The organism is Klebsiella sp. RHBSTW-00215 (assembly GCF_014103785.1).
In the GTDB taxonomy this organism is placed as follows: Bacteria; Pseudomonadota; Gammaproteobacteria; order Enterobacterales; family Enterobacteriaceae; genus Klebsiella.
Genome location: NZ_JABXQS010000001.1, coordinates 1,346,347 through 1,367,312 on the forward strand (window position 1 = coordinate 1,346,347; position 20,966 = coordinate 1,367,312).

General features: G+C 56.2%; 19 protein-coding genes and 1 pseudogene. 10 read left to right on the top strand and 10 right to left on the bottom strand.

Annotated features, from left to right (window positions below; all coding sequences use genetic code 11):
- Positions 1–20: 20 nt before the first annotated feature.
- From HV127_RS06480 to nepI, 5 genes and pseudogenes are all read left to right on the top strand, one after another.
- Positions 21–473 carry a DUF1198 domain-containing protein gene (locus tag HV127_RS06480; RefSeq protein ID WP_112216093.1) on the top strand — a complete coding sequence of 151 codons (453 nt, stop codon included), beginning with the start codon at positions 21–23 and terminating at the stop codon, positions 471–473.
- A 102-nt stretch (positions 474–575) separates the two neighbouring features.
- Positions 576–1,109: an SRPBCC domain-containing protein gene (locus tag HV127_RS06485; RefSeq protein ID WP_182235362.1), complete on the top strand. Its 534-nt coding sequence runs from the start codon at positions 576–578 to the stop codon at positions 1,107–1,109.
- 76 nt (positions 1,110–1,185) lie between these two features.
- Positions 1,186–1,302 (top strand): annotated as a pseudogene (locus HV127_RS31665) (type II toxin-antitoxin system RelE/ParE family toxin); the annotation flags it as partial.
- Between the two features lie 9 nt (positions 1,303–1,311).
- Positions 1,312–1,611 (top strand): helix-turn-helix transcriptional regulator, encoded by a 300-nt coding sequence (locus HV127_RS06490; protein WP_014227313.1) that lies wholly within the window; start codon positions 1,312–1,314, stop codon positions 1,609–1,611.
- A 117-nt stretch (positions 1,612–1,728) separates the two neighbouring features.
- Positions 1,729–2,916 (top strand): purine ribonucleoside efflux pump NepI, encoded by a 1,188-nt coding sequence (nepI, locus tag HV127_RS06495; RefSeq protein ID WP_182235363.1) that lies wholly within the window; start codon positions 1,729–1,731, stop codon positions 2,914–2,916.
- A 42-nt stretch (positions 2,917–2,958) separates the two neighbouring features.
- Here nepI and HV127_RS06500 read toward each other — a convergent pair whose 3' ends face one another.
- From HV127_RS06500 to phnW, 5 genes are all read right to left on the bottom strand, one after another.
- On the bottom strand, positions 2,959–4,275 hold the full coding sequence (locus HV127_RS06500) for an MFS transporter (RefSeq protein ID WP_182235364.1): 1,317 nt from the start codon (positions 4,273–4,275) through the stop codon (positions 2,959–2,961).
- A gap of 231 nt (positions 4,276–4,506) precedes the next feature.
- Positions 4,507–5,364: an arabinose operon transcriptional regulator AraC gene (gene araC, locus HV127_RS06505; RefSeq protein WP_181484377.1), complete on the bottom strand. Its 858-nt coding sequence runs from the start codon at positions 5,362–5,364 to the stop codon at positions 4,507–4,509.
- A 17-nt stretch (positions 5,365–5,381) separates the two neighbouring features.
- On the bottom strand, positions 5,382–7,421 hold the full coding sequence (locus tag HV127_RS06510) for a beta-galactosidase (protein WP_182235365.1): 2,040 nt from the start codon (positions 7,419–7,421) through the stop codon (positions 5,382–5,384).
- 270 nt (positions 7,422–7,691) lie between these two features.
- The gene (gene phnX, locus HV127_RS06515; protein ID WP_182235366.1) at positions 7,692–8,501 is read right to left on the bottom strand and encodes a phosphonoacetaldehyde hydrolase; all 810 of its coding nucleotides are present in this window, start codon (positions 8,499–8,501) and stop codon (positions 7,692–7,694) included.
- Between the two features lie 9 nt (positions 8,502–8,510).
- Entirely contained in the window at positions 8,511–9,614 is a 1,104-nt protein-coding gene (phnW, locus tag HV127_RS06520; protein WP_182235367.1) for a 2-aminoethylphosphonate--pyruvate transaminase, read from the bottom strand.
- A 139-nt stretch (positions 9,615–9,753) separates the two neighbouring features.
- Here phnW and phnR point away from each other — a divergent pair, with 139 nt between their 5' ends.
- The 5 genes from phnR (at position 9,754) to phnV (ending at position 14,512) form a co-directional block, all read left to right on the top strand.
- Complete coding sequence (phnR, locus tag HV127_RS06525) at positions 9,754–10,473, top strand: phosphonate utilization transcriptional regulator PhnR (protein ID WP_182235368.1); 720 nt, start codon at positions 9,754–9,756, stop codon at positions 10,471–10,473.
- A gap of 247 nt (positions 10,474–10,720) precedes the next feature.
- The gene (gene phnS, locus HV127_RS06530) at positions 10,721–11,734 is read left to right on the top strand and encodes a 2-aminoethylphosphonate ABC transporter substrate-binding protein (RefSeq protein WP_182235369.1); all 1,014 of its coding nucleotides are present in this window, start codon (positions 10,721–10,723) and stop codon (positions 11,732–11,734) included.
- A gap of 5 nt (positions 11,735–11,739) precedes the next feature.
- The gene (phnT, locus tag HV127_RS06535) at positions 11,740–12,849 is read left to right on the top strand and encodes a 2-aminoethylphosphonate ABC transport system ATP-binding subunit PhnT (RefSeq protein ID WP_182235370.1); all 1,110 of its coding nucleotides are present in this window, start codon (positions 11,740–11,742) and stop codon (positions 12,847–12,849) included.
- Positions 12,850–12,851: 2 nt separating this feature from the next.
- A complete protein-coding gene (gene phnU, locus HV127_RS06540; protein ID WP_182240578.1) occupies positions 12,852–13,712 on the top strand; it encodes a 2-aminoethylphosphonate ABC transporter permease subunit in 861 nt (286 codons plus the stop codon).
- A 2-nt stretch (positions 13,713–13,714) separates the two neighbouring features.
- Positions 13,715–14,512, top strand: a complete 798-nt coding sequence (phnV, locus tag HV127_RS06545) for a 2-aminoethylphosphonate ABC transport system, membrane component PhnV (protein WP_182235371.1) — start codon at positions 13,715–13,717, stop codon at positions 14,510–14,512.
- Between the two features lie 234 nt (positions 14,513–14,746).
- On the opposite strand, the gene selB is transcribed toward phnV, so the two are convergent.
- The 5 genes from selB to HV127_RS06570 all read right to left on the bottom strand — a co-directional run bounded on the left by selB (position 14,747) and on the right by HV127_RS06570 (position 20,439).
- Positions 14,747–16,588 carry a selenocysteine-specific translation elongation factor gene (selB, locus tag HV127_RS06550; protein ID WP_182235372.1) on the bottom strand — a complete coding sequence of 614 codons (1,842 nt, stop codon included), beginning with the start codon at positions 16,586–16,588 and terminating at the stop codon, positions 14,747–14,749.
- Entirely contained in the window at positions 16,585–17,973 is a 1,389-nt protein-coding gene (gene selA, locus HV127_RS06555) for an L-seryl-tRNA(Sec) selenium transferase (protein ID WP_182235373.1), read from the bottom strand. The genes selB and selA overlap by 4 nt, the downstream gene beginning before the upstream one ends.
- Positions 17,974–18,079: 106 nt before the next feature.
- Positions 18,080–18,688, bottom strand: a complete 609-nt coding sequence (locus tag HV127_RS06560) for a glutathione S-transferase (RefSeq protein WP_182235374.1) — start codon at positions 18,686–18,688, stop codon at positions 18,080–18,082.
- 239 nt (positions 18,689–18,927) lie between these two features.
- Positions 18,928–20,064, bottom strand: a complete 1,137-nt coding sequence (locus tag HV127_RS06565) for an HlyD family secretion protein (protein WP_182235375.1) — start codon at positions 20,062–20,064, stop codon at positions 18,928–18,930.
- Positions 20,065–20,067: 3 nt separating this feature from the next.
- On the bottom strand, positions 20,068–20,439 hold the full coding sequence (locus HV127_RS06570; RefSeq protein ID WP_182235376.1) for a DUF3302 domain-containing protein: 372 nt from the start codon (positions 20,437–20,439) through the stop codon (positions 20,068–20,070).
- Between the last annotated feature and the right edge of the window lie 527 nt (positions 20,440–20,966).

Sequence of the window (20,966 nt, forward strand, 5' to 3'; positions counted from 1 at the left end):
GCGATTAAGTGAGAGGATGCATGATCTGGTTAGGACTGGCCACGCTGATAGTGGTATTTGTTGTGGGATTTCGGGTGCTTACCTCTGATTCACGCCGTGCAATTCGCCGTCTGAGCGAACGATTAGGGATTACGCCGGTGCCGCTGGAGTCGATGATCGATCAGCTGGGAAAAACCGCCGGTCACGAGTATCTGCGCTACCTTGAACGGCCTAATGAAGCGCATTTGCAAAATGCCGCTCAGGTGCTGCTTATCTGGCAGGTGGGGATCGTTGATGGCAGCGAGCAGAACCTGCACTACTGGTATCGGTTGATGCAAAAGGCCCGCCTTGCGGCACCGATTACCGAAGCGCAAATCCGCCTCGCGCAAGGTTTCCTTCGCGAGCTGGAGCCGGAAATCAGCGAGCTACACGCTCTGCAAGAGCGTTATAACACGCTGTTTTTACCGGAAGATGGCGTCCATTGGCTGCACTGATATCACTATCTGTAATGATGTTTATAAAAGATGGTGATTCGATTTATATCACTCTCCGGCGCATAGTTGACCTCGTTAAAACACACACTGACGAGGTCCACCATGCAACAGCCATCGCAACAAAGCGCCATCATCTGGCCGCAAGATTACCTGCCGGGTACCACCGATAACTTCGCTTCCAACGAAATCATCGTTAGCGGCCTGACGGCGGCACAAATCTGGGCACAGCTTGACGATACTACCCTGTGGCCGGGCTACTACAGCAACGTCGCCGATATCCGTTTTCACGACGGCAGCGGCCCGAAGCTGAGCGCCAACGCCCGCTTTCGTTTCTCCACTTTCGGCTTCCCGATTGAAGCACAGGTCACCGAGTACGTTCCACCGGTCGCCGGACAAGCAGCGCGCGTGGCCTGGCACGGCTGGGCGGAAGGCGATGAGACTACGCGCCTCGACGTGATCCACGCCTGGCTGTTTGAGGATTTACCCGGTAACCGGGTGCGTATTTTGACCCAGGAGTCACAGAAGGGCGTACCGGCGCAGGAGCTGGCGCGAACCGTACCCAATCCGATGATAAACGGCCATCAGGAGTGGATTTGCGGTCTGGCGACGGCGGCGCGTAAAATCGCAGAAGCGTAATTATTAAACATAAGTTTGCTTTAATAGCTAATAGGCTATAATTTATTTATAGCTTATTGGCTATGATGTTGCCCTTTCTCGTCGTGGCATCGTGTTATGCGCCGGGGGTAAAACAGGGTTAAATGAAAAGAGATTCTATAAAGATATGATCAAGCTTGCAGATTCTGAGTACCGTAAGCACCTTAATAAGTAAGGACAAAAAATGGCGACCCTTAAAGAATTAATGGCCAAACAGAGCCCGGAAAGTCAGGCGCGTATTGCTGAAAAAGTCGAGGAGATGCGTCAGGCTATCGCTTTAAGTATGTTAAGGGAGGAACTGAACATGTCTCAGGCAGAACTGGCTAAGGCAATGGGTGTTAAACAGCCTACCATCGCAAAAATGGAACAGGCCGATAACGACCCGCGCCTGTCGACGCTGAAGCGTTACGTGGCAGCGCTTGGCGGTGAGCTAAGTATTGATGTTAAGCTGCCAACAGGTAAAAGAATCGCATTCCATCTTTAATCCAGTAAATCGTCCGAACGCCCCTATGCTGGCGAGAAAGTTGTCAAAACGTTAAATTCGTCACATTTAAAATGTTACACTGCGCGGCTTCTCCGTATTCAACCCTGCAGGTAACTTATGACTCCTTCGAATGCATCCACGCCACACACTAGCCCGACAGCGCGGCCAAACTGGTCGGCGGTCTTCGCGGTGGCTTTCTGCGTTGCCTGCCTGATTACCGTTGAGTTCCTGCCGGTGAGCCTGCTCACGCCGATGGCGCAGGATTTGGGTATTTCTGAAGGCGTCGCCGGGCAATCGGTCACCACCACCGCGTTCGTGGCGATGTTTGCCAGCCTGTTTATCACTTCGATTATTCGCAGCACTGACCGCCGCTATGTAGTGATTCTGTTTTCAGTCTTGCTGACTGTCTCCTGTCTGCTGGTCTCCTTTGCCAACAGCTTTGCGTTACTGCTGGTGGGACGCGCCTGCCTTGGCCTGGCGCTGGGCGGCTTTTGGGCGATGTCGGCGTCGTTGACCATGCGGCTGGTGCCGATGCGCGTGGTGCCCAAAGCGCTATCGGTAATTTTTGGTGCAGTGTCGATAGCATTAGTGATCGCCGCGCCGTTGGGCAGCTTCCTTGGCGGGATTATCGGCTGGCGTAACGTTTTTAACGCCGCGGCGGTCATGGGCGTGGTCTGTACGATTTGGGTGCTGAAGGCGCTACCTTCGCTGCCGGGCGAGTCGTCGTCGCAGCAGCAAAATATGCTCGGCCTGCTGAAGCGTCCCGGTGTGATGGCCGGGATGTGCGCCATCTTTATGGCCTTCGCCGGTCAGTTCGCCTTCTTTACCTATATTCGCCCGGTATATATGACCCTCGCGGGCTTTGACGTTGACGGCCTGACGCTGGTGCTGCTGAGCTTCGGTATCGCCAGCTTTGTTGGCACCTCGCTCTCTTCCATGCTGCTCAAGCGCTCGGTAAAAACGGCGCTGGCGGTTGCGCCAGTGGTGCTGGCTATCAGCGCTGCGATGCTGGTGCTATGGGGCGAGAGTAAAATCATCGCCTCAACGGTGGCGGTTATCTGGGGCTTTGCCTTCGCGCTGGTGCCGGTAGGCTGGTCAACGTGGATCACCCGCTCCCTTTCCGATCAGGCAGAGAAAGCCGGGTCGATTCAGGTGGCGGTGATCCAGTTAGCCAATACCTGCGGCGCGGCGGTCGGCGGCGTGGCGCTGGACCATCTCGGCCTGCTGTCGCCGCTGGTGATTTCCGGTACTTTGATGCTGCTCACCGGCCTGCTGGTGGCGACGAAAGTGCGGATTTCATCATAAATATTCGCCCCCGACGGCGCAGTGCTCGCCGGGGGATAACGTTCAATCTACCTGTTTTATCATCATAATCAGTCCCCCACCTGCCAGCGCGATAACGGCCAGAATAGGCAGGATGGGCAGGTACTGGTTACCCACCACGCTAAACAGAATCGCGCCTAATACGGGCCCAAGAATTTGCGCGCCAGTATTGGCAAAATTCAGGATGCCGAGGTCTTTTGCCGAGTTTTCGGGATTAGGCAGCACCTCCAGATTCAGTGCCTGATCGACCGAAAAGAAAATCCCCGAACCAATACCCGCAATAACTCCGTACCAGATCATCGCGGCGGGCTGCCCGTAAATAAACGGGATCACCGTCCCGGCGGCAATCAACACGGCGGCGAGAAACACCGGTTTTTTGCGAGTGCGTAGTTTGTCGGAAATCGGGCCGGAAATAGGCGCAAAGATCAGCGCGGTTATCATCGTGGCGACCCCCGCCAGGGAAATATACTTCCCGGCATCGGCGCTATTGAGCCCCATTCCGCTGGTCAGGAAAAAGAGCTGATAAACGCTAAAAGCGGTAATGGTGATGGCAATCAGCATCTTGCCAAACAGCGCCAGGTAAAAGTCGCGCGCATTGCGTACCGGAAAAATAAAGTACTGGGCAAAGTTGCTGCGGTCGATTTTTTGCCGCGGCATGCCGAGGCTGGATGGCTCTTTGATGATGACTGCCGCAATCGGGCCGGAGAGCAGCATCGCCACCGCCAGAACGTAATAACCGGTATTGACCAGCTCTGGATGGCTATCGCTAAGAAAGAACCCGCCAACCACCGGGCCGCCGTACTGACCGATGATAAAACCCGCCGCATAAATAGAGGAAATTAACCCCCGGTGTTTTGGCGCGATGCGGTCAGCAATGACGGCAATCAGCGGTGCAACGACAAAGTTTATAAAGGTCTGTAATAAGCACCAGAGAAGGATAAAAATCCACAGTTGCTCTTTGGTTTCAATCATTCCCAGACCCACCATCACCAGGGCGGTCAGGACCGAACCGGATAAAATCCACGGCGTCCGGCGGCCCCAGCGGGAGCGCGTAAGGTCAGACAGCGCGCCGATAATAATGGTGGTAATCGTTGAGGTGACCGCGCCAAGAGTGCCAAGCAGAGCAAGAAAATTATTAACCTCTGAACCCCCGCCGATAATTCGACTGAGCTTGGCCGGGTTCAGAACGGAATTGAGTCCCATAAACGGAGCCAGCCACAGCAGCGCGCCGATTCCGACGGCAAGACCTAAAAGTACAGGAGGTTTCGGCTGTTTTTCATTACTGACTGACGCAGACCACCCACCCAAATTAATGGTTTTATCGGTGCTATTCGTGTTCATTAGAGTAAACCTTTTATTTTAAAGGTAGTGTTTATACCCGTCATACTTCAAGTTGCAGGTGTGTTGACTGCGCTCGTTCACCCGAATCACTTACCAGAGTAAGCTCATCGGGATTCACTCCCTTGCCGCGTTACTCGGCCTATGGCCTCGCCCCTTCGGGGCCAGCGCAAGCGCTGTTCAAGGCACAAGTGCCTTGTCCTGCAACTCGAATTATTTAGGGTATATTAAAATTCAAGTGCCACTGGAGTTGCTGCTTTTATCCGGAATAAGCTTGATATAATTATTTCTGTATCGCCGAGGGGAGACCCCACAGTGGCGACGAAAAATTCTTGAGAAATAAAAGGCATCGTTATATCCGCTTAATTGTGCAATATCAGAGATAGACAGCACGGTATTTTGCAGCATATTTTTAGCGCGATATATCCGCTGTTCTTCTTTCCATTCATTAATGGTCTGCCCGGTTTCTTCGCGGAACAAATGAGACAGACGAGACGGCGACAAGCAGACCTGCGCGGCGAGGTCGGCGATGCTCAAATCCTCGGTGATATGCCGGTTCAGATAGAGACAGACCTCTTCCACCCTGGCATCGCGCGTTTTCTTTTGTGTATCTTCCTGTAGTCGATAACAATTCAGGATGATACGTTCAAGGACGTTCATCGATATCGCCTCTGACAGCGCGTCGCCTTCAGAAAAGAAGGTAATCGCCTCGCTGAACAGCGTCTTCATTAATTCACCATCGTGCTCACTTTTTAACGTAAGTTTGCCTGGTTCACCCTCGCTACCTTGCCAGGTGAGCCAATTATGCCAATAAGGACGGGGAATAAAGTAAATCCAAAAGTGATCCCAGCAATCGCTGCTTTCATCTCGCCCATAATGATGCGGCACACCGGGTGGAAAAATGAGTAAGTCATTTTTTTCGCAGGTAATGTATGTGCCTTCTTTGGTTTTTACCCACGCTTTTCCCCTCACGGTAATATTAATAATATACCCTTCCATTCCGTCCGGACGGTCTATCGGGGTATCGAGAGGACCGCTGCGGATAACCGGTGTGAATCCAGCCACCAGATACGCATCAAAGGTAAAACACATACACCACCTCGCGAAAATTACCGTGATTTCACAAACAACCGCATGCCCCAGGCATCAATCTCAACGCGTTCTCCCTGATGATACCGTTTCCCGCTCAGTGGTTCCGTCACTTCGGCCTCAGTACTGATTGTTGCAGGCGTAGCGCAATAATTGAAAACAAATTGCACCGCCTCGCCCTGGCTGTTTACGGCGCGGCGAACAACCAGCGGCCACCGATACTCTGGCGTAGAGGAGGCCAGCGGCGTATCTGATGAGAGCGCGCTAAACAGGTCAAATATCACCTTGCTGGAGGGCAAACAGCCAACATAGAGCGCTTGCCCTTTGCCGTAATTCGACAGCGTGGCGGCGGCATATTTTCCCCAGACCGGGTGGTCATAACGCAGCAGAACGGCGGTCTTTTCAGCGTTCGGCGTCAGCAGCTCCATCCACATTTCCGGGCGTTCATCAGGGGCGCAAATCAACGTCTCTGCTTCGGCCCGAAGCCCCACGTTTTCCGGAATGACGAACTGGCTGTAGCTGACGCCGCAGCATTTATTCAGTATTGCAGGCTGGATTTCAGCGCGCACTCTGACATTCTCATCACAAAATCCGGACTTAAAGCCAATCAGCACTTTGCCGCCGTTTTCAACAAACTGGTTGATACGCTCAAGCTGTTCATCGGTTGCACAGTAGAGCGCCGGGATAACCACGACCTTGTATTGACTGTTCTGCGGGTCAAGGGCGTTGATGATATCCACCGCGACATTATTGTCATAAAGCGCATCCCAGAACCGTCGCAGGATATCGTTGTAAACGTAATGACCGTGGTTGTTCAGCCCGGGCTGCGGCGTATCGGGTTTAAACCAGTTCATGGCTTCCATCGCATCATTGCTGACCAGAATCGCAACATCGTTTTCCACGCGCAGTTCGTTAAGAACGCCGGACAACTGAGCCATCTCCTGACCGATAGTCATCGCCTCCTGGTAAGTAGGGCCCGGGGCGAAATCATGGCTGATAAGCCCTTTCCAGTAGGTTTCATAGGAGTTGTGGATGGAATGCCAGTGCCAGTAAGAAACCATGCTGGCGCCGCTGGCGATATGGCTAAAAGCTTGCAGACGCAATTGACCGGGCCACGGCGTCCATTTAGCAAATCCTTGGGCCTGCGTCTCCATAACATAATAGTTACGCCCATTTTTCAGGTTTCTCGCCACATCGCCGCTGAAGGCTATTTCCCGTCCGCTAAGATGATCCTGACCTGGGTGATAAACGTCAACGCTGACAACGCTCATTGCCTGCGCGGCAGAGAAATGATCGACCTGCGGCTGAAGCCCAAACGAATAACCGCGCCATTCAAAATCGAAGTTTTGCGTAACAAACTGCTCTGGCCGCGCGTATTCCCGCACGATATCGGCCTGCCAGGCCAGATACTCAGCGACCTTCTCCCGACGAAAGCGGGCAAAAGCGCAGCCGAGGCTGGCGTTGATGGTGCTGGCGACCGGAGGAAAATCTTCCCAGCAATCAATGCGATTGCTCCAGTACTCAAGCCCAAAGGCATCGTTCATCCGGCGGATATCCGGGAACTGTTTTTTCAATGATGCTTTAAACGCCGTCTCTATATATTCGCCGGTATTGTCATAATGCTTTGTTTCATTATCAACCTGATAGCCAATAATAGCCGGATGATGGCGAACATGATTAAGCAGAGCGCGAATAACCTTTTCGGCATGCTGAAGAAAATGCGGGTTAACGATATCCATAATCTGCCGACGGCCATATTTTTCATGACCGCCTGGCGTGGTGACCAGCGCATCCGGATGCTTGCGCGCCAGCCAGCCTGGGATGGCGTAGGTTGGCGTGCCGATAATAACGGAGATGCCCGCACGGTGCATGGCGTCGAGCACACGATCGATATGGTAGAAATTAAACCTATTCTCTTCAGGCTCCAGCGTGCTCCAGGTGGATTCCGCAATTCTGACAACGTTAATGCCAGCGGCAACCATCATCTCGATATCTTTTTCCAGGCGCTCCTCACGAATGTACTCATCGTAATAGGCCACACCATAATAAAGACCTGCCATATTTAGCTTTCTCCGTGGTTTCGTTATTCGCCAATGCTGGTGACTGGAATAGCGTTAATATATTCCGGGCGTGGAGAAAAAAGCTTAATGATCCGGCTGTCTTTCCTGAACAAATCCGTTGCCAGCAGTAAAGTGTGATCGGCATTACAGGATGGTCATATTTGCTAAAAAGAGCCGGATTTCGGTATGAAAACAGCGGGGAGTTATCGCAAGGGTGACAAGATATCGCCGGGCGACGCGTTTATGCCGCCCGGGGAAAGATGGTGAAGTCTACGGACGTTCGCCGTTTGCCAGACGGGCGTTGATGGCGGCAATCACGCCAGGCAAATCCGCCAGCGTATCCACCACATAGTGCGCTCCGGCAGCGTACAGCTTCCCGACGGCATGCTCGCGGCGAGTGGCGATCTCTTCGGCAGTTATCTGCTGATACTCCTCCCAGGTGGCACCGAACTCGTTGCCGGAAACCGCCAGGCCCACGCTCCACATCCCGGCGTTTAATCCCTCGGTAATTCCCGGCGCGGAATCATCGACCTTGACGCAGTGGGCAACCGCATCGATCCCTAAAGCAATCACGTTCTGTAACGCCATCCACGGACCGGGACGCCCTCCGGCGGCGAGGTCATCAGTCGCCACCCAATAGTCTGGCGCATAGCCCTGCGCGGCGGCTGCGGGAACCAGTTTTTCCATCACCGGACGCGGGTAGCCGGAGCAGGAACCAATCTTCACGCCATCAGCCCGAAGCGCGGCAATCGTGTCGATAACCCCGGCGATCGGCGCGGAAAAATCGACGACTTTGGCGATTTGCAGCGGCATAAAGGCGGCGTAAATTGCATCGATATCGGCGGCGGTCATCGCGCGACCAAACTTCGCCTGCCAACGAGTATCCACAGAAGGCAGTTTCCCCAACGCTTCAATGTGCTGCCATTTGCCGAGGCCCATTGGCACTCGCGCTTCTCCAAGGGTAATTTCCACATCAAAGGCCTGGCGGAAGGCTTCAACGAAAATCTGCGTCGGAGCGAAGGAGCCAAAGTCGACGGTAGTGCCTGCCCAGTCAAGAATCACGGCGTTAATACGGTTCATGGCGGTTCCTTAATGTTGCCAGTACATAGCGTTTTTGATGGCCGCCAGCAGGGCGGTAATGTCGGCGTTGTACACTTCACCGATGTTGCCGATGCGGAAGCAGTCGCTCTGCGATACTTTGCCCGGATAGATAACGAATCCCTGCTCTTTGAGCCGCTGATAGAAATCTTTAAAGCGATACTGCGGGGCTCTCGGGGAGTAAAAAGCGGTAATAATCGGCGAATGCAGGCTGTCATCGAGCAGCGGCTGGAAACCTAACTCGCGCATTCCCGCCACCAGACGCCGCTGATTCGTGCTGTAACGCTGGTGGCGCGCGCTCACGCCGCCTTCTTCCGCCAGTTCCTTCAGCGCCTGGGCGAAGGCCAGCACGGTATGAGTCGGCGAGGTAAAACGCCACTTGCCGTGATTATCCTCCATGCAGCGCCACTGGGCGTAGAGGTCCAGCGACAGCGAGCGCGAACGGCCTTTGCAGGTTGCCAGTTCAGCTTCCCGGGCGATGACGAACGCAAATCCCGGCACCCCCTGGATACATTTGTTGGCGGAGCTGATCAGATAATCGATATTCAGTTTGGCAACATCCATCGGGATACCGCCGAAGCTGCTCATCGCATCGACGATAAAGCGTTTGCCGTAACGCTGGGCGAGGACCGCGACTTCTTCGATGGGGTTAAGCATCCCGGTGGTGGTTTCGCTGTGTACCATGGCGATATGAGCGATCGCCGGGTCAGTTTGCAGGATCTGCTCGATCGCCACCACGTCCGGGCGAGAGACTTCGCCACAGTCGTAGGGGTGATACGCGATGCCCATCAGCTCCGCCATCTCGATCATTCGTGCGCCGTAGGCCCCGTTGCTGATAATCAGCACCTTGTCCTGAGGGCCGATAGCGCTGCCGAGCACCGCTTCGACCGCGTAGCTGCCGCTGCCTTGTAGCAGCACCGAGGTGTAGCCGTCGGCTGGCGTCGCCAGCTCAACCAGCTGCTGGCGGATGAACTGAACCACGCCGAGATTGTAGTCGTCGTCCCAGGTACAGCTATCGAACAGCATCGCCTCTTTCACCGTACGGGAAGTGGTCAGCGGGCCGGGGGTCAGCAGCAGGTAATTGCGAGCAGTCATTTTTATCACCATTGGTCTATACCAGATGTTTTTTATGATGACGATCGTCGCCTGCAAAGGTCAAAGGAAAAGTGGCGCTGCAACAAAAAATTCATCTGATTATGTATAATGGCCGCATCAAATTTGGTCGCGAGCGAACATGAAATCACCCTCTGGCGAGACCCCGCAATACCTGCTGATCAAGGCGCAGCTTCAGGCGCGTATTCAAAACGGCGCGCTGAAGAGCGGCGACAAACTGCCGTCCGAACGCGAGCTGTGTGCACTGTTCAATACCACGCGCATCACGGTGCGCGAGAGCCTTGCGCAGCTGGAGGCCAGCGGCGTTATCTACCGCGCCGATCGCCGTGGCTGGTTCGTGACGCCGGAGCGTCTGTGGCTGGATCCGACGCAGAATACCAACTTCCATAAGCTGTGCCTGGAGCAGGGGCGGGAGCCGAAAACGGTGCTGCTGGATGGGCGTTTAACTGCGGTACCGCTGGATGTCATGGTCCCGCTGGCATTGCAGCCGTTCGACCAGGTTTACCTGCTTACCCGCCTGCGCCACGCCGACGGCCGGGCAATTTGCTACTGCGAAAACCACTGTCTGCCCGCCAGGGTTCCGGAGCTGCTACGCCATGACCTTAACGGCAGTCTGACCGAGATTTATCAGACTCATTATGATCTGATATATACCAGTATGCATTTGTCGTTCTGGCCGACCTCGATGCCGCCGCAGGCCGCCGAAGCACTGGGAGTGATGGAAGGGCGTCCGGCACTGCTGCTGCGCCGCCTCAACTACGATCAGCACGGTCGAATTCTCGATTACGACATCGAATACTGGCGTCACGATAGCTTGCGTATTGAAGTCGATACTCATTGATTTTATTGGCTCCGCTCGTCGGTTTTCCCCGGGTCGCGGCTAACGCCTTACCCGGGCTACAGGATCGAGCAGTCTGCTGGTTTGGTAGCCCGAACAGGTGCGTCAGCGCCGCCTCCGGGGAAAGCAACGCCTGCTGTTTTTAACTCTTTCGACACACTTCATTCATCGTTTTGTCATAAACCCCCGGTAGCGTGAAAGCCAATCTGGTATAGACCATTTAATTCACTCACCCGAAAAGGCTGACACGATGAAACTCTCCCGACTCGCTCTGCTATCCGCTATCGCCCTCGCCAGCGCCCCGGTTTGGGCCGATGGCGTGGTTACCGTCTATTCCGCTGACGGCCTGCACGATGGCGACAACAGCTGGTACAAAAATCAGTTCGATGCCTTCACCAAAGCGACGGGCATTAAAGTACAGTATGTGGAAGGCGGCTCCGGGGCGATTGTCGAGCGTCTGGCGAAAGAGCGCACCAACCCGCAGGCTGACGTGCTGGTGACGGTCCCGCCGTTCATTCAGCGCGCTGCCAAAGAGCAGCTGTTAGCCGAATTTAAGCCGCTGAGCAGCGAACAAATCCCCGGCGTCCACGACCGCTACTCGCCGCTGGTCAACAACTACCTGACCTTTATCTACAACAGCAAGCTGCTGAAAGCCGCCCCGGCCAGCTGGCAAGATCTGCTCGATAACCGCTTCAAAAACAAGCTTCAATACTCCACGCCGGGCCAGGCGGGCGACGGCACTGCCGTGATGCTGCAGGCGTTCCACAGCCTCGGTAGCAAAGACGCGGGTTTCGACTATCTCGGCAAACTTCAGGCGAACAACGTTGGCCCGTCGGCTTCGACCGGCAAGCTGACCGCGCTGGTCAATAAAGGCGAGCTGTATATCGCTAACGGCGACCTGCAAATGAACCTGTCGCAGATGGCGCGTAACCCGAACGTACTAATCTTCTGGCCGGCGGATGCCAAAGGCGAACGCAGCGCGCTGGCGCTGCCCTACACCGTCGGCCTGGTACAGAACGGTCCGAACAGCGAAAACGGCAAAAAGTTGATTAACTTCCTGCTCGATAAACCGGCTCAGACCAGCGTCAGCGCGCTCTCTTGGGGGCTGCCGGTGCGTAGCGATGTCGCGCCGGAAGATGCCAACTTCAAAGCAGCAAAAGCGGCGATTAGCGGCGTGAAAAGCTGGGAACCGAACTGGGACGATGTTGCGGTTTCACTGTCGGCGGATATTGCCCGCTGGCATCAAGTGACGGACAGCGAGTAAGCGTGATGTTGATGAAAACGACTGCCCCTCACACCCCATTATTGGCGGGAACCACCGGGATTACTCTCGACTCGCTGCGCGTTTCTTATCACGGCAACGTGGTGCTAAAGCCGCTGTCATTAACCATTGAACCGGGTGAAGTGCTGGCGCTGATTGGCCCCTCCGGCTCCGGGAAAACCACGGTGCTGCGGGCGATAGCCGGATTTGTGCAGCCTGCGGGTGGTCGAATTTTGATTGGCGACACCGACGTCACTCATCTGCCGCCGTATAAACGCGGCCTCGGGATGGTGGTGCAAAACTACGCCCTTTTCCCGCATATGAAGGTGGAAGATAACGTTGCTTTTGGCCTGCGGGCGCAGAAACAGCCGAAAGCCCTGATCGCCGAGCGGGTCAAAGAAGCGCTGAAAATCGTCGGTATGGCGGATTACGCCAGCCGCTATCCGCATCAGCTCTCAGGCGGCCAGCAGCAGCGCGTCGCCATTGCCCGCGCTATCGCCGTGCGCCCACGAGTACTGTTGCTCGATGAACCGCTTTCCGCGCTGGATGCGCAAATCCGCCATAACATGGTGGAGGAAATCGCCCGCCTGCACCGCGAACTGCCGGAGCTGACGATTCTCTACGTCACCCACGATCAGACCGAAGCCCTGACCCTGGCGGACAAGATTGGCATCATGAAAGACGGTTCGCTAATTGCTCACGGCGAAACCCATCAGCTTTACCACTATCCACCCAATCGTTTTGCCGCTGAGTTTCTCGGGCGCGCCAATATCCTACGGGCGACGGCGCTGAAAGATACCGTGGGGCCAGGGCTGGTCAGCGTTAGCTGCGGCGGCGGATTGATTAACGCTTTCAGCCACGGCGGCCAGCACGGCAACAACAAGCTGTTGTGCATACGTCCGCAGCATATGAGCCTCGCACCGCGAACAGCCACCAGTAACCGGCTTAACGCCACCCTGACGTCGGTGCACTGGCAGGGCGATCTGACCCATCTGCTGTGCGATGTGGCGGGAGAAACCGTGCGCATTGTGATGACTCATGTGAACCCGCTGCCGCATGCGGGCGACAAGCTGGCGCTCTATTTTGAACCCAACGATGCGGTCCTGATTGAGGTGTAATGATGTCGCAAACCTTAACCCTCTCGCGCCCGGCCCTGAATCTGCGGCCCTTTCTGTGGCTGCTGCTACCACTGCTGGTGCTGGCGACGCTATTTTTCTATCCGCTGCTGCTGATTGCTGAGCAGGCGCTGCGCGATGCCAGCGGTCACCTGAGCCTCGGGACTTTCTGGCAGGTGGTGGAATCCCGCCGTTTTATTAACGCATTGCTCAATACGCTGCAAATCGCGGTCTTTGCCACGCTGGGCTGCCTGCTGCTCGGCAGCGTGCTGGCGCTGATTCTGGTATTTATTCCGTTTCCCGGCAGCCAGTTGATCGGCCGGGTCATTGATACCTTTATTGCCCTGCCGACTTTCCTCATCACTCTCGCATTCACCTTTATCTACGGCTCGGCGGGCTTGCTGAACGGTACGCTGATGTCGCTGTTTGCTTTCGAACTGCCGCCGGTCGATTTTCTCTATTCGATTCAGGGGGTGATTCTGGCGGAAATCACCGTTTTCACTCCGCTGGTGATGCGCCCGCTGATGGCCGGACTGCGGCAGATTGATAAAAGCCAGCTCGAAGCGGCGAGCATTCTTGGCGCCCATCCGCTGCGGGTTATCGGCCAGGTGATATTCCCGGCGGCGCTCCCGGCGCTGATGGCGGGCGGCAGCCTGTGCCTGCTGCTGACCACCAATGAATTCGGCATTGTGTTGTTTATCGGCGCGAAAGGGGTCAATACCCTGCCGATGATGGTCTACAGCAAAGCCATTCTCGAATCGGATTACGGCGTGGCCTGCATGATTGCGCTAATAAATATTCTGCTGTCGCTGGGGCTGTTTATGCTCTACCGGCTGGCCGCCGCGCGTACCGGCGCAAGGAGCTAACGATGTTGATTTGGTCGCGTAAAGGTCGTTCGGCAGCGGGCGCGTTGGCGGTAACGCTGTTTGCCGGGTTCTTTTTTCTGCCGCTGGCGGTGATTTTAATGTCCAGCCTGAGCCAGCAGTGGAACGGCCTGCTGCCGTCCGGCTTTACCCTCGGGCACTTCGTTAACGCGTTTCGCGGCGCGGCGTGGGATTCGCTCTTTTCCAGCCTGATGGTCGGTTTCTGCGCCAGCCTGTTCGCTCTGCTGTGTGGCATGTGGGCGGCGCTGGCCCTGCGCCAGTACAGCGCGAAGCTGCAAAAATACCTCGGGCTGATGTTCTATTTGCCGAGCGCCATTCCATCGGTATCCGTGGGTTTAGGTATTCTGGTGGCCTTCAGCCAAGGGCCGCTACAGATGAACGGCACCTTCTGGATTGTGCTGGCGGCGCACTTCGTGCTGATTTCCGCCTTTACCTTCAGCAACGTTTCCACCGGCCTGACGCGGATTTCCGCCGATATCGAAAACGTCGCCTCCAGCCTCGGCGCATCGCCATGGTATCGCCTGCGCCACGTGACGCTGCCGCTGATGACGCCGTGGATGATCTCCGCGCTGGCGCTGAGCCTATCGCTATCGATGGGGGAGCTGGGCGCGACGGTGATGATCTACCCGCCGGGATGGACGACGCTCCCGGTCACCATTTTCAGCCTGACCGACCGCGGCAATATCGCCGACGGCTCAGCGCTGACTATTGTGCTGGTGGGGGTGACGCTACTGCTGATGATTAAGCTTGAGCGCATCGCTCGCCGGATGAGCCAGCGTTAGCGCTATTTTCCGATGGCGCTGCGCTGACCGGGCTACAGGTTCACCGCCGTCTGCGATCGCGTAGCCCGGACAGGCGCGTCAAGCACCGCCTCCGGGATCGGCCTCCCTGTTGAAATCCTCTGCATCATGCTTCCCGGTGGCGCTGCGCTGACCGGGCTACGGGATCGAGCAGCCTGCTGGTTTGGTAGCCCGGACAGGCGCAACGCGCCGCCTCCGGGATTCACCTGAAGATGCTTAAAGAAACAAAGCTTTATCGCGCAGAATATGATCGTTGCCGCGACGGCGGGTAAAGCCGATGCGGTCGAAATATTCCAGGATCTGAATTGCCAGCTTGCGCCCGACGTTCAGCGTATCGCGGAAATCTGCCGCACAGGTGGAACCCTTTGCCAGATCCAGTTCGCGGATCATTTTGGCGAATTCGACAATCCGATCGTTGCGGTAGTAGCGATCTTTAACGATCGCAGTAATCATCCCCTGCTGCGCCGCCTGGCGTAATACTGCGCGCATCAGTGACTCCTCGACGTTGGCTTCCCGCGCCAGATCGCGCACCCACCATGGCTCATCGGCAAACAGCCCGGCGACCCGCTGCCAGATGGCCTGCTGCTCGTCGGTAAAGCCCGCTTTATGCTCCGGCAGATGCAGCCAGCCGTGATGGCTGTGAACGATACCGTTTTCGCGCATCTGTTCAATCAGCAGCAGCACCAGCGCTTCATCTTCCATCGGCAGCGCAATACGCCGCAGACGTTCGCGGCCCGGACCCGGCTCATCGCGATGCTGATCGTGATAACGCGCCAGGGCGTCGAGCAGCTTCCGCTGCCAGCGTGCCGCCAGCGGAGCGCTAAGCAGACTGTTCCCCGCCTGGAGATAGTCAGGACGGCTAATCAGCGCGTTCAGGCCCTCGTAGCTGAGCTGACGCGCCCAGGCAAAATCATCAAGGCGAACCGCATCGCGCTGAAGATGAATATCCAGCGCCTGAACGTCATCGGCCTGCGCGGCTGCTAACGCATGCAGCCACTGTAAATATTCCGGCTTACGCTTGCCCCGGCGCGGTGGATTCAGCGCCACCACTCGCGCACCGGCCAGAGTCAGGCGAGCGGAAATATCGCGCAGCACCAGACGGTCGTTATCCGCCAGACGCAGCGGCGTATCCAGCACTAGTTCAGCCAAATCGCCCTCCAGCAGCGACACGCGGCCGGTAATATGGCTGGCGGCATGATGGATATGCAGCGGCTGCCACTGGCTAAGCGGCGTATGGCACTGAAGTTCGACAATCACTCGTTCAGAGGCTTCCGGCGGCTGCACAGAGAGCAGCCAGTCGCCGCGATTCAGCGCCTCTTTTTGCGCATCGCCAGCGATATTCAGAGCGATGCGTTGACCGGCCCACGCTTGTTCGACCGGCTGATTCTGCGCGTGCAGGCCGCGCACGCGCATCGGCTTATCCACCCCGGTTAGCCACAGCGTATCGCCAACGTTCACTTCCCCGGATAGCGCCGTCCCGGTGACCACCAGCCCCGCGCCTTTGACGGTGAACGCGCGGTCGAGAGCCAGACGAAAACGCTGATGCTGCGGATGCGCCCGCGCACTGAGCTGAAGTAAATGCTCACGCAGCTCGGCAATGCCCCGGTTTTCCGTGGCCGCAGTGGCAAACAAGGTGGCATCGGTAAAGCCAAATTCCGCCAGCACTGCACCGATTTCCGCCCGCACTTCCTCTACCCGCGCCGCCTCAACGCGATCCGCTTTGGTTAGCGCAACGGTTAGCGTCGGCTTTCCCGTAAGCTGGAGGATTGCCAAATGCTCGCGCGTCTGTGCCATCACGCCATCGTCGCAGGCCACCACCAGCAGCGCGTGATCGATGCCGCCAACGCCGGCCAGCATGTTGGACAAAAACTTTTCGTGGCCGGGAACGTCAATAAATCCCAGCACCCGACCGTCAGGTTGCGGCCAATAGGCGTAGCCCAGATCGATAGTCATCCCGCGCGCTTTCTCTTCCGGCAGGCGGTCGGCGTTGATGCCGGTAATCGCCTGTAGCAGCGTGGTTTTGCCGTGGTCAACGTGTCCGGCGGTGGCAATAATCATCTCAATAACATCTCCATAAACCGGGTTTCATCCTCAAGACAGCGCAGGTCCAGCCACAGGCGGCCATCATAAACCCTACCGATCACCGGCACGGGCAACAGACGCCAGCGGGCCGCCAGAGCCTCCAGTTGGCTGCCGCGACCATCGAGCGGGGTAAAGGTTAGCGCCGCGCTGGGTAAACGATCCACTGGCAGCGACCCGCTACCTATTTGCGACAGGCACGGCTCAACCCGCAGGTCAAAATCAGCATAATGCGCCGCCAGCATGGACAGTACGCGCTCGCCCTGCTGGCGAATCTCATCCGCCGGGCGGGTCAGCAGGCACAAGGTCGGCAGCTCGGCGGCCAGTTTTTCCGGGTGCAGATAGAGGCGCAGCGTGGCTTCCAGCGCCGCGAGGGTCATTTTATCCGCCCGCAGAGCACGTTTCAGCGGATGGCTTTGCAATTGCGCAATCAGCGCCTTTTTACCAACGATAATCCCCGCCTGCGGGCCACCCAGCAGTTTATCGCCGGAGAAGCTCACCAGGCTGACGCCTGCGGCGATCAGCTCTTGTGGCATCGGCTCTTTCGGCAGGCCATAGTGACTTAAATCGACCAGCGATCCGCTGCCAAGGTCAACCACCACCGGGATATTCAGCTCGCGACCTATCTCGGCCAGCTCGGTTTCATCGACGGCTTTAGTGAAGCCCTCGATGCTGTAGTTGCTGGTGTGCACCTTCATTAACAGGCCGGTATTTTCATTGACCGCCTGACGATAATCTTTGGCGTGGGTGCGGTTGGTGGTCCCCACTTCATGCAGGATACAGCCCGCCTGGCGCATCACGTCGGGAATGCGGAACGCACCACCGATTTCCACCAGCTCGCCGCGCGATACCACCACCTCGCAGCCGTTAGCGGTCGCCGCCAGCATCAGCAACACCGCAGCCGCGTTGTTGTTGACGATACAGGCATCTTCCGCGCCGGTTATCCGGCAAAGCAGCTCAGCCAGCGCCCGGTCACGGTGACCGCGTCCGGCATCGTCGAGATCGTATTCCAGCGTGACCGGCGCACGCATCGCCTGAGCAACCGCCTCAACCGCCGCCTCAGCTTGAATGGCGCGGCCCAGATTGGTGTGTAATACGGTACCCGTCAGATTAAAAACCGGGCGCAGCGCGCTCTGCTGCGTCTGCGTTAATCGCCGCGTGGTTTCCTGCAACCAGTCATCGCTCCAGCCAGGTAGCGCCTGGCTCTGGCGGATGTGCTCTCTTGCTTCTTCCAGCATCTGGCGCAGCAGCGTCACCGTCTGGGAATGACCATATTGCGTCAGCAGCGTGGAAAATGCGGGTTCGCGAAGTAGGCGATCGATGGCCGGAAGCCGGGTGTAAAGCGCACGAATCTCGGTAGTCATGAATGGGCCTGGCGGTAAGTTATTTTCCCCCCTCCCGACGGGAGAGGGAGTCAACAAATAAGCGGTGATTGTAACGCCTCCGGGCAGAAACTGTTACCTGCCTGGGTCAACTCCTCGGCGGTTCGGTGCGCGCAAAGCTGGCGCGCTGAAAGAGCGAATCCACCAGTCTGACCAGCTTAGGGCGGGTGGCGCACCAGCCCGGCGCGACGCGGCGAAAGTTAAGGTAAGCGATAGCGCAGGCCGCCGAAATGGTCGCCAGGTTGACTTCATCCGGGCGTAAAGTCCCGTCACTCGCATAGCCTTCCAGCGCATCCAGGCCGCGCGCGACCTTTTCCCGCTGGCGTAGCAGTTCGCTTTCAGACTGCTGCGCTGCCGGGCGCGTTTTCTCTCGCACCAGAGCCAGTGCGGCTTCCATAACGCCATCAGCCAGCGCCTCAAGTTGACGCATTTTTAACGCGGCTTGTGGCTCCGCTGGCAGCATATTCGGTGCGACGCCGAGCTGCTCCAGGTATTGCGCGATAATCTGCGAATCGTACCAGCATTCACCATCGTCGGTGACCAGCGCGGGCACTTTCCCCAACGGGTTATACTGCGCTACGCCATTGACGTCGTTGTAAGGGAATTCGTTGACGAACTCGAAGGGAATATCTTTTTCCAGCAGAATGACGGAAATTTTGCGCACAAAGGGACTGGTATAGCTGCCGATCAGTTTCATTGCCTGCTCCTTTCGCCAACAAAAAGGTAAGTATGGTGCAGGCTGCGGTAAAAAACCGCGAAGCAAAAGGAAATTCAGCGAGCCCCGGCGCATTTCCCGGAGGCGGCTAGCGCCTTACCGGGCCTACGGGATCCGCAAATGTCATCAAGCCCTGGACAGGCACGGTCACCTGTAGGCCGGATAAGGCGCTAGCCGCCATCCGGCAGAAATGCGGGTACAATATTGTCATCAGCCTCAGTTTAATGGTCCAGATAGAGATAGTGCATCCAGCTGGTCATGCGCAGTAGCACTTTGCGCATCACCGAAACGTGGGTGAAGTGGTCGGAATAAACCGCCACCTGGGCGTAAATGCCGTCAGGTAGCGCGTCCACGGCGGCATTGGGATCGAGTTCGATGGTTGCCAGCACGCCATCGGTGCCCGGCGTGACCGTCAACGCTTGCAGCGTGCCCTGTGCCTGATACGTTCCCCCCGGTACCACCGGCAGAATACTCACCAGCTTGCCGTGAAAGACCTGGCCCGGCAGCGCGTTGAACACCGCTTCAGCATCGTCGCCCGCCTCAAGTCGGAGCAACGAATTTTGCCGGAACTGCGCCACAATCAGCCGTTTTTGCTGTGGGATAAACACCATCACTGGGCGCAGCGGCAGCGAGGCCGCATAGGTTCCAGGGCGAATCAAAACCTGGGTGATATAGCCGTCGCTAGGCGCACGCACGGTGGTCTGGTCGAGGTTATATTTCGCCTCCGCCAGCTGCGCGCGCAGGCTCACCACCTGCGACTGCTCGCCGTTAACCATGCTGTCGAGCTGACTCTGGATTTGCGCCTGCTCCGCGACCGATCCTTTCACCATCGCATCCTGGGCCAGGTAGTTTTGCCGGGCGTTATCGATATCACTTTCCGAAAACGGGTTTACCCGCGCCTGGCTGCCCTTCAGATAACGCTGATAGTCTTTATAGAGCCGATCGCGCTCCGCCGAGACGCGCGTGGTGTTTGCCTGGGCCTCAGAAAGCTGGGCTTTGAGCGTGTTGATGCCGTGAAGTGCGGTGACAAGGTCTGCCTGGAGCCTGTCGACCCGCGCCTGATAGCGTACCGGGTCGATGGTAAACAGAACTTCACCCTTTTTAACCCGTTGATTTGCTTTATCCGTGACGCTGCTAACCACCCCGGTCACCTGCGGGGTAATCGGAATAGAAATAACCGCTTTTTGCGCGGTAAAGGTGTAAGGATGGTTGTAGTTCATTAATAAAATAAGCGCGCTAACAATAAATACCCCGCCCAGCGCCGCAGTGGGAACCGTCCATTTATTTACCGGGATCTTGAATATTTTAAATATAGACCAGGCAATCGCCACGTAGGTTAAAATAATCAGCAGATCCATGAGTTATTTCTCCACCGAAGGGGGTTGGGCTGACGGTTGAAGACCGGTTATTCGCTGTTCGAGTGCGCTGACGCGCTGGCGAAGTTCGCTAATTTCACCCTCTTCTTCTGTCGCTTCAGGCGGCACGCCATCCCGCCGGTGCTGCATCCCCCAACCGCGCTCCGGTTGATAAAGCGTGGCCCAGATCCATAAGAACGGCCAAATGACGTGCAAAGTAAACAGACTCACCCAGCCCGCAACGTGAATCGCATCCGAGTGCGGGTGGTTGCGTTTCTTCGCAATTAAATAAGGGATGTCATGGAGAATGATGATTCCATAAAAAATCACCAGAAAAACGAAGATCAGAACGCCGAGCGCAAAATAATTGAGAAACATACTTTCCTCGGATTTACGCTAATTATTTATACCCGTCATACTTCAAGTTGCTTATGTGTTGGCTACGCTCGCTCACCCCAGTCACATAGTTATCTATGCTCCTGGGGACTCACTCCCTTGCCGCCTTTAAGCAACTCGAATTATTTTGGGTATAGGATATGTTTTGTGGCAGATAAAAAACGGCCGACAGATTGAGCATAATTCACCGATTTCATTTTCGCCATTGACGGCTAAAATGTTCTTTCGCGGATCGAGTTACTCAGTTACACGCTCTCGCGCTGAATGCGGCATAACCTGCCGGAGATCACACCAGGAGAAATCCAGATCAAAATATTTTGTGATTAACATCACAAATAAATAACAAACACTCAAAGATAATATGTGACATGCATCACACAAAACCCCTTAATTGCCTCGAAAATGCCCAGTTGTTGTTTTTTTACACATACATTTTGTGACAACGATCACTACATACACCTACCAGCCACCTATATTCATGTGATCTGTATCACATAAAAGTCCAGCGA

Excerpts from the sequence above, each read along its gene's own strand:
- selA (WP_182235373.1), bottom strand. The coding sequence starts at position 17,973 with ATGACTACCGAGATTCGTGCGCTTTACACCCGGCTTCCGGCCATCGAT.
- HV127_RS06570 (WP_182235376.1), bottom strand. The coding sequence starts at position 20,439 with ATGTTTCTCAATTATTTTGCGCTCGGCGTTCTGATCTTCGTTTTTCTG.
- phnW (WP_182235367.1), bottom strand. The coding sequence starts at position 9,614 with ATGACTGCTCGCAATTACCTGCTGCTGACCCCCGGCCCGCTGACCACT.
- selB (WP_182235372.1), bottom strand. The coding sequence starts at position 16,588 with ATGATTATTGCCACCGCCGGACACGTTGACCACGGCAAAACCACGCTG.
- phnR (WP_182235368.1), top strand. The coding sequence starts at position 9,754 with ATGAAATCACCCTCTGGCGAGACCCCGCAATACCTGCTGATCAAGGCG.
- HV127_RS06485 (WP_182235362.1), top strand. The coding sequence starts at position 576 with ATGCAACAGCCATCGCAACAAAGCGCCATCATCTGGCCGCAAGATTAC.
- phnU (WP_182240578.1), top strand. The coding sequence starts at position 12,852 with ATGTCGCAAACCTTAACCCTCTCGCGCCCGGCCCTGAATCTGCGGCCC.
- HV127_RS06480 (WP_112216093.1), top strand. The coding sequence starts at position 21 with ATGATCTGGTTAGGACTGGCCACGCTGATAGTGGTATTTGTTGTGGGA.
- phnT (WP_182235370.1), top strand. The coding sequence starts at position 11,740 with ATGTTGATGAAAACGACTGCCCCTCACACCCCATTATTGGCGGGAACC.
- HV127_RS06510 (WP_182235365.1), bottom strand. The coding sequence starts at position 7,421 with ATGGCAGGTCTTTATTATGGTGTGGCCTATTACGATGAGTACATTCGT.
- araC (WP_181484377.1), bottom strand. The coding sequence starts at position 5,364 with ATGTGTTTTACCTTTGATGCGTATCTGGTGGCTGGATTCACACCGGTT.
- HV127_RS06565 (WP_182235375.1), bottom strand. The coding sequence starts at position 20,064 with ATGGATCTGCTGATTATTTTAACCTACGTGGCGATTGCCTGGTCTATA.
- phnX (WP_182235366.1), bottom strand. The coding sequence starts at position 8,501 with ATGAACCGTATTAACGCCGTGATTCTTGACTGGGCAGGCACTACCGTC.
- HV127_RS06500 (WP_182235364.1), bottom strand. The coding sequence starts at position 4,275 with ATGAACACGAATAGCACCGATAAAACCATTAATTTGGGTGGGTGGTCT.
- phnS (WP_182235369.1), top strand. The coding sequence starts at position 10,721 with ATGAAACTCTCCCGACTCGCTCTGCTATCCGCTATCGCCCTCGCCAGC.
- HV127_RS06560 (WP_182235374.1), bottom strand. The coding sequence starts at position 18,688 with ATGAAACTGATCGGCAGCTATACCAGTCCCTTTGTGCGCAAAATTTCC.
- nepI (WP_182235363.1), top strand. The coding sequence starts at position 1,729 with ATGACTCCTTCGAATGCATCCACGCCACACACTAGCCCGACAGCGCGG.
- HV127_RS06490 (WP_014227313.1), top strand. The coding sequence starts at position 1,312 with ATGGCGACCCTTAAAGAATTAATGGCCAAACAGAGCCCGGAAAGTCAG.
- phnV (WP_182235371.1), top strand. The coding sequence starts at position 13,715 with ATGTTGATTTGGTCGCGTAAAGGTCGTTCGGCAGCGGGCGCGTTGGCG.